This is a genomic window from Bradyrhizobium sp. USDA 241, from assembly GCF_049739505.1.
In the GTDB taxonomy this organism is placed as follows: Bacteria; Pseudomonadota; Alphaproteobacteria; order Rhizobiales; family Xanthobacteraceae; genus Bradyrhizobium; species Bradyrhizobium liaoningense.
Genome location: NZ_JBMGPZ010000005.1, coordinates 502904 through 514984, shown reverse-complemented (window position 1 = coordinate 514984; position 12081 = coordinate 502904). Strand labels below are relative to the sequence as shown.

Here is a 12081-nt window from a genome sequence, read left to right as displayed (position 1 = left end):
TCAGATCACCAGAACGTAAGAGAATCCCTGCCGCTCGCTCGGGGAGCGGACCTTGCCCGCGAAGCGGTCGAGCAGGAGCAAGTATCCCGGTTCGGCGACCTGATCGGGAGTCAAGTACAGTTGCCCTTCAGGCACTCCCGGCTTGCGCGTGCCATCGACATAGATGCCGACTTCGCGGATCGTTTCGGTCGCGGCTTCGAGGTAATCGAACAGCACGTTGCAATAGAGGTAGCGCGTCGCCGTGGTCGAGATCGTCCACCGCTGGCCGCCCGGCGTGCTGATGTTGCCGTTGTCGTCCGGCACAACGAACTCCACCGACGACGCGATGCGACGGCCAACTTCGTTGACCAAGGCGGTCTCCTCGGAGCCCAAGGCGGGCGTGCCGTACTGAACCTGAGCCTGGACGGTCGCGCCCGGCGCGATCTGGCCGCCGTTGATGCGCGTCACCGCGCCGGTGTTGGCGTTGAACGTGTAGTCGCGCGGCGTCTCGAACGTGAGAGCGCTATCGACGCTCTTCACGGCCAGCGCCGAGACCGGCGCGTGATCGAGCATGAAGCGCTCGGGCGAACCCGAGAACGTGAAGTTCTTCACGTCGGTCTGCCCCCACCACGAGTCCCCTCGCCCCCAGGCGAAAAACATCGTGCGAGACTTCAACGCGGCGGCGAGACCTTCGCGCCCGCTATTAACCAGAAGTGCCATCGGGTCCTCCGTAAATCGTGAACTGTTCAATGTTGGAATAGGAGACGTTCGGCCAAGGCACGCGCGGCCAAGGCATCAACGTTTCCTTTGCGAAGTCGATCTGCTCGCCCGAGAGAGAAGCCTGAATGGAGACGACGGAGGGCTCGACGACCTCGCCATCGAGCAGCGAGCGGTCGAGCACGAAGCCTTCCTCGAAGCGCGCGACGCCCTCGACGGACGTGAAGACACCGCCATCCATATCGACGTTGAAATCGACTTCCTCGCTGTGCTGCTTGCCAAACGAGAGCTTCGGCTTGATGCCGGGCATATAGACGCCGGACCAATCGTCGAGCAGCGCACCGTCGAGGCGCATCATGTCGAGACGCATCGGCCGAATGTCATAGCCGCCATAGATGCGACCCAGGACGCTCGACGCCTTCTTCGAGAGGTTCGCCAGCCCGATCAGGTTGAGCAGCACATCTTGGTCAGGCCGCTCCGTGAGCCCGATCTGGAACAGGCCCCAGCGCACAGCGCCGTGATCTCCGCGCTCATAGAAGCCATCGAGGCCCAGCCAATCGAAGACGATCTCATAGGCTTCCACGCGGCCCCGGAGCGTCTGCCAACGCTTGCCTTCCTTGTAGAGCCTCTGATGGTCGGCGACGAACTCAGCCGCGTCTTCGAGGCCCCAATGGCGCAACAGCCACGGCAGAACGTCTTCGGGGATCACATCGAGATAGCGCACGTCGATGATCGACTGCACCAACGCGGCATAGCGCGAGCGCGAGTCAATAGTCTTCACAACGGACCGCTGAAGCGGCGTCGTGTTGCGCGGGACGATGTCGATCAGGTCGGTCATCAATAGGACCGACCCTTGAAGTTGAGCTTGACGGTGCCGAGCGCCACGGCCTCATTCGGCTCGGCGCGCGTGTAGTCGTCGGCGGCAGGCGAGATCATGACGATCCGGCGGACGCCGGACGTGCGCAGGGACGCGATCACGAAGTCAGCGGTGAAGTCCCATCCCAGGCGGCGCGCCGCCGCGAACTCGGTCTTCAGGCGATCTTCGGCCGTCTGCAACTCACTCGCCGGGGCTTCCGGCAAGAGCCACACGTCCGCCTCGACGATGACAACGCGGATCACGGCCGGGACGACATCGACGTGATCGTTATCGCCCAGGACGAGCGGATCGTTCAGCGCGGCGGTGACGGTCGCGAGCAAGGCGGGGCTAGCGACGCCATCCCCTTCGGTGGACAGGATCGAGACCTTAACCCCACCCTTGGCATCGCCCACAACGCCCACGTCGGCCACGCGGAGCGGGTCGGCGGCGAAGGCGTACCGTTTGTACCAATTCTCGGTGAAGCCGCCCTGCCCCTTCTTACGCTCGCGGAGGCGGCGTCGCAGGTCGTCGAGGGACTCGCCAACTGCCTGCGTCATGTTCCAATCGGACGCCTGCGCGATCAGGTCCGCGCCCTGCCCAAAGTCGAGCAGCGTCGCGCGGAACGTGTCGTTGAGCGACGTGACATAGAGCAGATCGCCATAGGCGGCATGGCGGCAGAAGTTGTTGATCGGGTCCGACCGCAGCATGTACGTGTCCCAATCGAGACCGCCAGTCTCAAGCAGGCCGCGCATCTGCGTCAGGCGGGCGTCAAACAGTGCCTGGAACGCGGGTTCGCGCTCGATGACAGGCAGCGGCAGGTTCGGGAGCGGCGCGTCCATTAGACGTCGCTCCCGACGACCATGTTGTCAGAAAGGATCACGCGGCCCCGCGCGTCTCGGGCTTCCGAGTAGTCGCCGAGATGGCCGCGCGGGTAATAGATGCCCTCGATATCGAATTGGGCATGGCCCTGATCGGTCATGTCGGAAAGCTCCATCTGAATGATGCGGAAGCGGGGCTCTTCAGCCATCAAGGACTCGGGGCTCTTCCGATTGATCGCCTCCGGCACGGCCGCGTAGAAATCGATCAGCGTGACGGGCGACACGGCATGGTCAACAAGGCGCGGCATCTTCGAGCCGAAATCGCGGGCCATAACGAGCGACTTCAGCGAAGTGCTCAGAATGGTCGCAATCGACTGCCAGACATCGTCGATGCCTTCGAGAGGCTTGCCGGTGTTGAGGTCAATGGTCGCCATAAGGCGCACCGTGCCCCGTCGGCACGGTCGCTTACAGCCTGATCGGGTCGCTCTTATTAGCCGACCTTCGCGAAGGTCTGCTTCGCGGGGCCTGCTTCGGTGACGACCTTGTCCTGCGGCTTGTCGTCAGCGCTATCAACGCCCAGGTACGTCTCAGCCACGGTCACGAAGGCTTCTGCTTCGTGGACCGACTCGGAGCCCGCCGTGGACTTGAAGTCTTCGCCCGCCTCGATCTCGACGTTCTCTTCCATCTCGATCTTCAGGTTCTTCGCCGTCATCGTGATCGTGCCGTCCTTCATGACGATCTTGCAGCCCGATCCTTCGAGCGTAATCGAGCCCTTGTCTTTGATGCCCTTGATCAGCCAATCGCCCGTATTGCGGTCGTAACTGATCTCGCCGAGAATTTGATCTTCCTCGCCGCCTTCGCCGTCCTCGCCGCCGTCTTCGCCTCCTTCGCCGCCGCCTTCATCGCCCTCGCCGCCTTCGCCGTCCTGACCGCCCTTGCTCTTGGGCTTCGCGAAGATTTTGCGCCAGACGCCAGCCTTGTCGGTCGTTTCCTTCTCGTCTTCATTCTCGGGCGTGTACGTGCCCGCCGGATAGACCTGCGCAGTCGCAAGCTCGCCGCCTTCGGCAAGCAGCACGACTTTCTCGTCCTTCTCAAGGAAATGCGTCTCGCGGTCGCCCTTCGCGCGCATGCCGCCCGCCGGGAGCCAATCCGTGATGTTGTGATTGTCTTCGTCGTTCTCGTCACCGATCAGGACGCGATACGCCGGGGGCTGGCGCTTGTAGTCCACTTCCTTGATCTTGCCGAACTTGACGACATCCTGCGCGCGCCGATCGATGTCGGTAGCTTCCGGGTCGGACACGCCGCCGGTGCTCGCGGGATCGCGCAGAAACTTCACCATGACTATCGCCCCGCCAGGAAGTCCGCCATTGAGGCGTCGATGTTGTCAGCCGTGGCGCGCGGACGCCAAGCGGTGCGATAGATGACCTGCCAAACGAGGCCGATAGCGCCAATGGGGCGCTTGACCTGCTCGGTGATCACGTCGATGTCGGACTCGAGCAGCCGCATGCGCGCGGACTCGAAACCGGGGATCACGAAGCCTTCGAAGGCCGCTTCCATCTGTTCGACCATGTCGTCGAGCTTGTCGTCAACGGTCTCGCCGCCGGTCAGCATAGCCTCCGTGACAAGCGTCAACTCTCGTTCGATGTAGGTTGCGTCGCCCTCGACCCCGTAGTCCTTCTCGGGGTTGTACTTCTCCATGCGCGAATAGACGAGAATGGCCGGGCCATCCTCTTTCAACTCTTCCTCGTTCACGGGAGCCATGCGGCTCGCGTACACGCGAAACTGCGCGTCCGTGCGGTACTCGCCATCAACGTTTTCGGCGAGCCGGGCTCGGAATGCTTCGCGGATTCGCTTACGAGGATGCGCCATGTCAGTCGTTCGCCATGAGCAAGAGCAAGGACAGGCCGGTGCCGTCCGGTCGCTTGTCCTCGATCCGATATTCTTGTCCCTTGATCGTCAGCTTCTCGCCCTTGCGACCGCCCTTGTTCAGATCGGACGTGCGGCAGAGAAACGTCGGGCCGGATGAAGTGACGCTCGCGCCCATCTGCATTTGGAATTGCGTCCCGTTCCAACGGTTCGGATTCCAATTGCTTCCTTCGTCGTCGAACTGGCCGGGGATGTCCTTCGGCTCAACGGCTGGGGCGCGGCTTTCATAACGCGCCTCAACCCCGAACTCGCCGGGGTTGAGGAAGATCAGAAGATCGTTGTCGGTCTCGACCGGCATCAGACGCCCGAAGCGCGCAATGCCAGAGCAGCGTCGATCTCTTCGTCGGTGATGTCGAACCCGACGATCTCTTCAATCGGCTTCTGCTTCGGCTTGCCCTGACGATGGCCGGACTTGAAGAAGTCCTTCTTTTCGTCGAGCAGGTCGATTGCGGACGCGATGTCCACGACGCGAGTGCTCGCGCCGTCCGTCTGATGCGAGGCGGGAGGGACTTCATCAGCGGACGGCGCGTCGCCGGGGGCATCACCGGCGGACTCGATGCCAGCAAGCGTGCTGGCGGAATCCAGAGCAATCTCGGCCACGGCCGAAACCGGGTTCTGATCGAGAACGACGCGAGCAGGCCCGAGGGCTTTCGCTTCGTTCTCGGTCATTTCGACCGGCGTGCCGGGCGGAATGTACCGCCCGTCACGCTTGATCGTTACGAGGCCGCGATACAACGGCATCTTACTTCACCTTCGCGCCCAGGGTGCCGTTCACGCGGTAGGGCGCGATCAGCGAGGCGGACTGGCCGAGGATGTACCGCACGGACGGGTCCTCTTCCTCCCAGGACTTCACGAAGAAGTCGCGGGGCTGAATACCGGCCTTGAGGTCCATGATCGCGCCGAAGTGGCGGACGCCTTCGATCTCGCGCGAAGCCATGACGACTTCACCGGCCGGGAGCACGTCCTTCTCGACGCCGTCGGGCGGATCGACGTATTTGTCGGCGTGGACCCACAGACGGTAGTCGCCGAACACCGCAACCAGACGAATGCCGGGGGTGATCAGGATCAGGCCGAGCGAGGCGCGAGCCGATTCCAGAGTCGCAGCGGTCGTGTCGATCTGAAGACGCATCGACTTGGCGACCGCATCGGTGTCGGGACCGGCAATCTTGGCGCGGATCGTCTTCCACACGTCGCTCGCCATGATCACGTCACGGCAGGTCAGCGACGAATGATCGAAGATCATCTGACCCCAATCCTCGATGTCGTCGAGCGGGTTGGTGGCCGCGTTGTCCCACTTGTCGGTGCCGGTCAGAACGATGCTCAGTTGAGCGTCGCGACCGAAGTCAACAAGCTGCTCGGGATAGTCGTCGCCCTTCAGGACGAGCTTGCCGGTACGCAGGACTTCCGCCGACATGACTTCCAGGCGGCGCGTCCACATATCCAACTGCTCGCTCAGAGCGAAGCCGATGGACGCGGCAAGGCGCTGCTCGGGCGACAGGCTGCCGCCGATTTTCTCGTCTGCGCGACGCTTGAACTGACCGTGCGGCTTGAAGACGCGCTTGTCCTTCAGATACGCCGGGGACAGCGACTGCGTCTTGTAGCCCTGCTCGCGGATCACCTTGCCCGCGACGATGGGCGAGACGAGCGGCGAGATCAGGCGACGGCCCTTGACCGAGTCGAACTTGATGTCTTCGGTCTCGGAGGTCTCGGTGGTGGTGAAGAAGGTGTTGAGGAAGAACGCCGGGTTGAGCGGCAGTTCCTCGACAACACGGTTCAGGGCGGTGGTCGAAAAGAGGTCCATAGTTAGGGCTTCCCGTTGCTTTCTTCGAGGTTGTCTCGGTTAGCCCATCGGCTTAACGAGCCAGATCGACTTCGTGCGGAAGACCGCATCCACCGACCCGAGGGTGTGACCGGCGCCGAGGATCAGCTTGTCCTGATCGACTTCGCCAGCGATGTAGACGATGGCCTCCACGTCAGCGGCGGTCGCATCGACATCCGCACTGAGGATCGCGTCGGGCACTTGCGAGCCGTCGTTCGCCGCCAAGATCGACTTGAGGTACTTCTTGTCGGCCGTGACCTGACCGAGCACGGTGCCCTTCAAGAGGACGCCAGCGCCCGACTTGATCGTCACCTTGCGCGCGCGATGATGACCGAGCATGAGCATGCTCGGGACGTATGCGCCTTCGTTCTCAAACTTCGCCACGTTGCGGCTCCTTAGTTGCCGGACGCGAGCTTCATCGCGCCGAGAATTGCGTTTGCAGCGGCCTCGTCACCCTGCGCCTTTTCCTGACCGTTCGACGGAGCGACGCCAGCGTTGGCTTCGGTGTCCGACTTGATGTCAGCGGCGCGCTCGGTGCGCTTGGCCTTTTCAGCGGCTACGATCATGGCCGAGAACTCATGAGCGGAAGAGCCCATTTCGATAGCCTTTGCGGCGTGGTCTTCATAACCCGACAGGGTCAGGCTCATGATGTCGGTGACGCGCTTGCGCTCGGCCGTGCGAGCTTCAGCGGCGAGATCGACGGTCTGCTCGGTCGTGGCCTCGACGGTCGTCGTGGTCACGGTTGCAGTCTCTTCCGGCTTGTCGTTAGCGGCCGTTGCGCCAGTTTGGTCCTTCATTTCATCCTCAACATTGGCTTGGCCGTCAGCGGCCGGATTGAACCCAAAATTTGCCTTCGGGCTTTCGCCGCGAGCCAAGCTCGCGAGAACCTGTTCGAACGTCGCAACGCCATCGGCCATCGCGGCATCGACAGCCGCTTGGCCGATCAGAACATCGCCCTGCCCGAAACGTTCGAGTGCGTGTTCGACGCTCACGCCGCGATACTTCGCGACCGTCTCGACGAACACGGCGGCCATTGCGTCAACGCGCGCTTGCACGCGGTCGCGGCCTTCCTGGGTGTTGATGTCCACGCGCTTGTAGGGCGACTGCGAAGACACGAACTCGATGGTCTTGATGCCGCGCGCCGCGTCCTGCGCAGACGTGTCTCGATAGCCCGCCACGACGCCCATGGAGCCGAGCGCGGCGGTCGGCCCGATAATGAACTCGTCCGACGCGGTGCCCAACCAGAACGCAGCGGAGGCCGCCTGATCGCCTGCATACGTGACGATGGGCTTCTTGCCGCGCACTTCGTTGATCGCCGTGGCAAGCTCCGCAACGCCAGCGGCCTCGCCCCCAGGCGAATGAATGTTGAGCAGGATCGAGCGAATGGACGCATTGTCCATCGCGGCCTGAAGGTCGCGGCGCACGGTCTCGTAAGCAGTCGCGCCGCAGAACGTGGTCATGAGATTGGCGCGCTTGAACAAGGGGCCAGCCACGTCGATCACTGCGACGTTGCCGCGCCGCGTCGCGCGCTCGGACCGCTCAAGCTCTTGGCCGCGATAGGCTTCGAGCATCTGCGGCGTGATCTGACTCTCGCGCGCGGCGATCTCCATGACCTGACGCAGAGCCCCCTCTTCCATGGCCCAATTGGCCGTGAGAGCGGCGTCGAAGATCAGCGGGTTGCGGACGTTGATGGTCATTGCTTCTTCTCGGCCTTCTTAGGCTTGGGCTTGTCGGTGCCGTCGCCCTTCTGTTCGATGTCTTCGTTGACGCGAGACCCCATGCCGGACGGCGCGAGAACTTCGGGTTCGAGCTTCGCCGCCGCGCGAGCGGTGTGCTCGCGTGCGCGCTGCGCCGTGGTCTGCTCGAAGTCGTCGCCACCGCGCTCGATGATGACCTGCTCGATGGTGCGAGCGCCCAGGTTGACGGCTTCGGTCTCGGCCTTCCATTCCTTGAGCGGGTCGAGGATGATCCGCGCGGGGCCGATCCACTGAGCGCCGAGCCACGCCGCGCGCTTGACGGGATCATTGAAGAAGCCGGGCGCGTCGATCAGACCAGCGTTGATCGCATCCGTCAGGAACCACTCGTAAACGGGCGCGCAGAAGTTGCGGACGAGCCAAGTGCGGCGGTCGCGGAAGAACTGCGCGGCCATTTCCAGAGATGCCCTCGACGCGCTGTAGCTCGCCGTGAAGTGCATCATGAGCAGTTCGAACGGGATGGACAGAGCGACGCCGATCTGCCTCACGACCGATTGAAAGAACGGGTCGAAGTTCGCAGTGTTCGCGGGCTGCGCAGTCTGAATCTCTTCGTCGGTGCCGATATCGACGATGGTGCCCGGCCCCATGGTCACGTCGTTCGCGCCCATCCCAGGAAGGCCAGGCGTGGCGCCAGCAAAGCCGTCGTCGCCCGAGGTCTTCAGGAAGACGGTGAAGAACGAAGACACGACGGCCTTCATCAACTCGGCTTCGCTGTAGCGGTCGAGTTGCTTCAGGATTTCGATGACCGGAGCGAGCGCAGGAATGCCACGGTTCAGGCCGGGGCGCATGCGCTCGAAGATATGGAGCACCATCTGCTCGCCCGACTTCTTGCCGAAGGCCGGGATTTCGGTGAAGCCGTTGACCGTATAGGTCTGGCGCTCGCCGGGGTGTTCGTTCAGGACGATGTAAGCGACCGGAGCGCCGTCTTCGTCGATCCTGACGCCGTCACGGATCAGGTACTCGCCTTCCAACTCGCTCGGGGTGGCGACGCGGTCGGCCTCGATCACGTTGAGCGCGAGCGGCACGACGGCGTTGGGGCGCTTCGGCGTCCGGCGCAACACGAAGGTGTCACCGGATTCGAAGACGGCACTGAAAACGAGGCCCTGAAGCTCATAGAAGTTCTGCGTGAGCGTGATGTCGCAGAGCTTCGACTGCGCCCAAAGGTCAAACAGCGTCTCGGACTTGCGCTCCCACAACTCGGCGGCTTCCGGCGACATGCCGAGCAGCTTCGGGTTCAGCTTCGAGCGCACGCGCAGGCCGGAGCCAACAACGTTGCTCTTCGAGGTCTGCCTTGCGCCGGTGGCGATGGGATTGTTGCGGCCGAGATCGCGCGAGCGGCTGCGCAGCGCGGGAAGATCGCCCAAAGTGTCGGAGTCGGCCGAGCCGGGATGGGTCCTCCACGCCTTCAGGGCGGCGCGGTTCGAGCGCGCACCGGCGTATTGGCCCATGTAGTTGAGCGAGAGGCGCGCATGGTAGCGGCGCGTCGCGAAGTTCGGTGCGACGCCCGCCAGGAAGCGGTCCATAAGGGTCGGTGCGACGGGCTTAATCACAGCGGGATCACCCGCTGGGTACGAATGCCGCCGCGCTTGGCCCGAGCGGCCTGCTTTTCGAGGCGTTGAGCGCGCTGATCGAGTTGGCGCAGATCGGCGCGCCAAAGCTCACGATCCTTGATCGTGTAACGCTGACCGTTCTGCTCGACCGTGTTGATCGAGTTTAGGGTCTCTTCAAGCTGCTCTTCGACGGTCTTTGCCATGCCCCGAAGCTACGGGACATGGATCGTTCGAGAGAGATCGTTCCGATCTCCCTTAGCGCGCTCGCTTTGGAGCGTCCTTGAAGATCACGACATCGTCAGGCGGCACTCCACCGGCGAGATAGATGCGCAAAAGCATCTCGATAGTGCCGGAAACGGCCGACTTGCCCTTCTCCATGTTGTAGACGTGGTCGGTGCCGTGGTCTTCGGAGAGCCCCAGGGCGCGCACGAGCTCTTGGGCCGTCAGCGGGGCACCGCCGGGCTTCCACATCTTGCCCAGGGCGGTACGGGCGGCGCGGACATCGTCCTTGGTCATCATGCTCTTCATCTAGCCGCTCAATCCTTAACTTTCAACGCCACGGCTGCGGACGCGACGCCTCCCAGGAACGGCTTGGGGAGCCGCAGGGGTCGGTTCTTCGCGCACGACGGGCATTTGCGGAGCAGCATTCAGCGCGTTCGCCGCTGCCGCTCGCAGAGCCATCAAACGACGCTCCATGTTGATGCCGAGCGAGAGCCGCGCCGCGATATTGTAGACGCGGAGATCGAGCGGTTCGTTGCGCTGATGGACCTTGTGCCATTCCTTCGTCACGAAGCCGCGCCTATCGGTCTTCAGCACCGCTTTTTCGGCGGTCAGGCCCTCGAAGAACTTCTTGTCATAGTTTTCGAGCAGCGGGTAATGGCAGTAGCCGGGACCGGGCTCCTTCAGTTCGAGCCGCTTGTAGTGCATGTCCTTCGCCTGATCGACACCGAGCACGAAGATCGTGACGTTCTTCGCCTTGTTGACGGTGCCCTTCACCGGCCAGATCGGGCGGCCGGGTCCGCCGATGCCCTTAATAGCGTAGACGCGGCGAGCGATGCGCGGCCGAACGAAGTTGTAGACGTGCTGCGTGAAGTGACCGCCAGAGTCGATGCAGGCCGCCTCCACGCGCATCTCGACGCCGGACGGATGCTTGAACGTTCGCATCAAGGCGTTGTCGATGACCTCCCAAAAGCCGGGGGTGTTCGGCGCGCCATAGTGAACCTTGTAGTCGAGCGACCACGATTCATCGTCCTGGCCCCAACCGCACCACTCGACTTCGGCGCGGTCGTCCTGAATATCGACGGAGCCGGTGATGCAGCCGACGCCGCTCGGCAAGATGATCGCGGCGTCATACTCTTCACGGCGCGCAAAGATCGAGTCGGGGTTGGCTCGCTCGCCGCGCTCTTCCCACGTCTCCGCAAGGCGCGTGTTCACCCAGGTCTTCAGACGCTCGGGGTGCTTCTTCACCAACACGAAGTCGCGCGCCATCTCGCCGAGAGCGCGCCACGGCGACGCGATGCGGTTCAAGTGGAAGCCCGCGTGACCCTTCACTTCGGGCCGCGTCGCGATCCACACGCCGCGCTGGATCGCCTTCAGCCGCTCGGCCTCGCTCCATCCGTGGTCGCACAGTTCGCCGGTGTCGGGGTCGCTGTATTCGCAGTGATAGCGTGCCGCCAACGGATCATTATCGGGCCAACGGACCTGCGCCCATCGCAGATGCTGCATGTGCGCGCACTTCGGGCACGGCACGAAGAACCGGCGCTGATCGCTTTCCTCATAGGAGGACTCGATGCGCGACGCGCCCTTGATGGTCGGCGTCGAGACGAGTGCGATCTTGCGATTCCAGAACGTCGTGGTTCGCTCGATTGCGAGCGAGACGGGATCGCCTTCCTTACCGGCGCTCGCCTCATAGCGATCAACTTCGTCGCAGAGCAGAATGCGGATCGGACGCGACGCGAGCGACGCAGGCGAGTTTGCCCCCGCCATAGTGATGTGGCCGCCCGCATACTTCTTGTGAAGGATCGTGTCTTCAGAATCGCGCGCGCTGTTGCCGAGCTTCGCCGAGAGCGGAGGCGTGTCGCGGATCATCGGCGCGAGACGATCCTTCGAGTACGCTTCGGCCATCTGCAACGTCGGTTGCAGGATGAGCATCGGGCAAGGATCGAGATGGACGTGGAAGCCAGCCACGTTGTTGATGACTTCGGTCTTCACCGTCTGCGCCGCGACCATACAGGTGATGATCTCGATCTCGGGATCGGCGAAGGCATCCATGATGCCGCGCGACGGCTCGACGCGCGCAGTAGACCACTTGCCGGGCTCGGAAGATGCTTCCGGCGAGAGCACGCGGTATTCGTCCGCCCATTCGGAGACGGTCAGCTTCGGCGGCGGGCTGAAGCTCTGCGCGATGATCTCGCGAACCTGCGCGCGAAGCCGAGCTTCATACGCGGCATCGTCACTGTATTCATCGACTACGGCGGCGGCGGCGGTCATGCTCAATCCGGCTTGCGCTGATACTCAGGGCAGCGCTGACGTGCGTCGGTCGGCTGCTCGAAGTTGATCGAGGCCGTGCGCCCCGTGGGTCGGTCAAAATCCCCCGGGTATGGTCACTTGAAACTCCCCCACCTGATGATCGCCGTCAGCGCCGCTGAACAGCAGTAGCCGG

15 protein-coding genes are annotated in these 12081 nt (G+C 63.1%); all 15 read right to left on the bottom strand.

Features of this window, described 5'->3' with window-relative positions; all coding sequences use genetic code 11:
* Genes ABIF91_RS24225 through ABIF91_RS24155 form a run of 15 tightly spaced genes read right to left on the bottom strand, consistent with a single transcriptional unit; the run spans position 1 to position 11909 of the window.
* Positions 1 to 699, bottom strand: coding sequence for a hypothetical protein (locus ABIF91_RS24225; protein ID WP_028180273.1), 699 nt, complete (start codon positions 697 to 699; stop codon positions 1 to 3).
* The gene (locus ABIF91_RS24220) at positions 683 to 1534 is read right to left on the bottom strand and encodes a hypothetical protein (protein WP_028180274.1); all 852 of its coding nucleotides are present in this window, start codon (positions 1532 to 1534) and stop codon (positions 683 to 685) included. Before ABIF91_RS24220 ends, ABIF91_RS24225 begins: the two co-directional genes overlap by 17 nt.
* Entirely contained in the window at positions 1534 to 2391 is an 858-nt protein-coding gene (locus tag ABIF91_RS24215) for a baseplate assembly protein (protein ID WP_424579442.1), read from the bottom strand. The genes ABIF91_RS24220 and ABIF91_RS24215 overlap by 1 nt, the downstream gene beginning before the upstream one ends.
* Complete coding sequence (locus ABIF91_RS24210; RefSeq protein ID WP_028181381.1) at positions 2391 to 2804, bottom strand: GPW/gp25 family protein; 414 nt, start codon at positions 2802 to 2804, stop codon at positions 2391 to 2393. The genes ABIF91_RS24215 and ABIF91_RS24210 overlap by 1 nt, the downstream gene beginning before the upstream one ends.
* Before the next feature lie 56 nt (positions 2805 to 2860).
* Positions 2861 to 3709 carry a phage baseplate assembly protein V gene (locus ABIF91_RS24205; RefSeq protein WP_028181382.1) on the bottom strand — a complete coding sequence of 283 codons (849 nt, stop codon included), beginning with the start codon at positions 3707 to 3709 and terminating at the stop codon, positions 2861 to 2863.
* Between the two features lie 2 nt (positions 3710 to 3711).
* On the bottom strand, positions 3712 to 4239 hold the full coding sequence (locus ABIF91_RS24200; RefSeq protein ID WP_028181383.1) for a hypothetical protein: 528 nt from the start codon (positions 4237 to 4239) through the stop codon (positions 3712 to 3714).
* Between the two features lies 1 nt (position 4240).
* Entirely contained in the window at positions 4241 to 4594 is a 354-nt protein-coding gene (locus ABIF91_RS24195; protein WP_028181384.1) for a head-tail joining protein, read from the bottom strand.
* Positions 4594 to 5037, bottom strand: coding sequence for a hypothetical protein (locus ABIF91_RS24190; protein WP_028181385.1), 444 nt, complete (start codon positions 5035 to 5037; stop codon positions 4594 to 4596). Before ABIF91_RS24190 ends, ABIF91_RS24195 begins: the two co-directional genes overlap by 1 nt.
* A 1-nt stretch (position 5038) precedes the next feature.
* Complete coding sequence (locus tag ABIF91_RS24185) at positions 5039 to 6097, bottom strand: major capsid protein (protein ID WP_424579441.1); 1059 nt, start codon at positions 6095 to 6097, stop codon at positions 5039 to 5041.
* A gap of 39 nt (positions 6098 to 6136) precedes the next feature.
* On the bottom strand, positions 6137 to 6454 hold the full coding sequence (locus tag ABIF91_RS24180; RefSeq protein ID WP_424579440.1) for a head decoration protein: 318 nt from the start codon (positions 6452 to 6454) through the stop codon (positions 6137 to 6139).
* Positions 6455 to 6510: 56 nt separating this feature from the next.
* Positions 6511 to 7812: a S49 family peptidase gene (locus ABIF91_RS24175; protein WP_028181388.1), complete on the bottom strand. Its 1302-nt coding sequence runs from the start codon at positions 7810 to 7812 to the stop codon at positions 6511 to 6513.
* Complete coding sequence (locus ABIF91_RS24170) at positions 7809 to 9419, bottom strand: phage portal protein (RefSeq protein ID WP_245285533.1); 1611 nt, start codon at positions 9417 to 9419, stop codon at positions 7809 to 7811. The genes ABIF91_RS24175 and ABIF91_RS24170 overlap by 4 nt, the downstream gene beginning before the upstream one ends.
* Positions 9416 to 9622 carry a hypothetical protein gene (locus tag ABIF91_RS24165; RefSeq protein ID WP_028181390.1) on the bottom strand — a complete coding sequence of 69 codons (207 nt, stop codon included), beginning with the start codon at positions 9620 to 9622 and terminating at the stop codon, positions 9416 to 9418. The genes ABIF91_RS24170 and ABIF91_RS24165 overlap by 4 nt, the downstream gene beginning before the upstream one ends.
* A gap of 52 nt (positions 9623 to 9674) precedes the next feature.
* Positions 9675 to 9935: a hypothetical protein gene (locus tag ABIF91_RS24160; RefSeq protein ID WP_424579439.1), complete on the bottom strand. Its 261-nt coding sequence runs from the start codon at positions 9933 to 9935 to the stop codon at positions 9675 to 9677.
* Positions 9936 to 9962: 27 nt separating this feature from the next.
* A complete protein-coding gene (locus tag ABIF91_RS24155; protein ID WP_028181392.1) occupies positions 9963 to 11909 on the bottom strand; it encodes a phage terminase large subunit family protein in 1947 nt (648 codons plus the stop codon).
* Positions 11910 to 12081: the final 172 nt, after the last annotated feature.

Excerpts from the sequence above, each read along its gene's own strand:
- ABIF91_RS24225 (WP_028180273.1), bottom strand. The coding sequence starts at position 699 with ATGGCACTTCTGGTTAATAGCGGGCGCGAAGGTCTCGCCGCCGCGTTG.
- ABIF91_RS24220 (WP_028180274.1), bottom strand. The coding sequence starts at position 1,534 with ATGACCGACCTGATCGACATCGTCCCGCGCAACACGACGCCGCTTCAG.
- ABIF91_RS24215 (WP_424579442.1), bottom strand. The coding sequence starts at position 2,391 with ATGGACGCGCCGCTCCCGAACCTGCCGCTGCCTGTCATCGAGCGCGAA.
- ABIF91_RS24210 (WP_028181381.1), bottom strand. The coding sequence starts at position 2,804 with ATGGCGACCATTGACCTCAACACCGGCAAGCCTCTCGAAGGCATCGAC.
- ABIF91_RS24205 (WP_028181382.1), bottom strand. The coding sequence starts at position 3,709 with ATGGTGAAGTTTCTGCGCGATCCCGCGAGCACCGGCGGCGTGTCCGAC.
- ABIF91_RS24200 (WP_028181383.1), bottom strand. The coding sequence starts at position 4,239 with ATGGCGCATCCTCGTAAGCGAATCCGCGAAGCATTCCGAGCCCGGCTC.
- ABIF91_RS24195 (WP_028181384.1), bottom strand. The coding sequence starts at position 4,594 with ATGCCGGTCGAGACCGACAACGATCTTCTGATCTTCCTCAACCCCGGC.
- ABIF91_RS24190 (WP_028181385.1), bottom strand. The coding sequence starts at position 5,037 with ATGCCGTTGTATCGCGGCCTCGTAACGATCAAGCGTGACGGGCGGTAC.
- ABIF91_RS24185 (WP_424579441.1), bottom strand. The coding sequence starts at position 6,097 with ATGGACCTCTTTTCGACCACCGCCCTGAACCGTGTTGTCGAGGAACTG.
- ABIF91_RS24180 (WP_424579440.1), bottom strand. The coding sequence starts at position 6,454 with ATGCTCGGTCATCATCGCGCGCGCAAGGTGACGATCAAGTCGGGCGCT.
- ABIF91_RS24175 (WP_028181388.1), bottom strand. The coding sequence starts at position 7,812 with ATGACCATCAACGTCCGCAACCCGCTGATCTTCGACGCCGCTCTCACG.
- ABIF91_RS24165 (WP_028181390.1), bottom strand. The coding sequence starts at position 9,622 with ATGGCAAAGACCGTCGAAGAGCAGCTTGAAGAGACCCTAAACTCGATC.
- ABIF91_RS24160 (WP_424579439.1), bottom strand. The coding sequence starts at position 9,935 with ATGACCAAGGACGATGTCCGCGCCGCCCGTACCGCCCTGGGCAAGATG.
- ABIF91_RS24155 (WP_028181392.1), bottom strand. The coding sequence starts at position 11,909 with ATGACCGCCGCCGCCGCCGTAGTCGATGAATACAGTGACGATGCCGCG.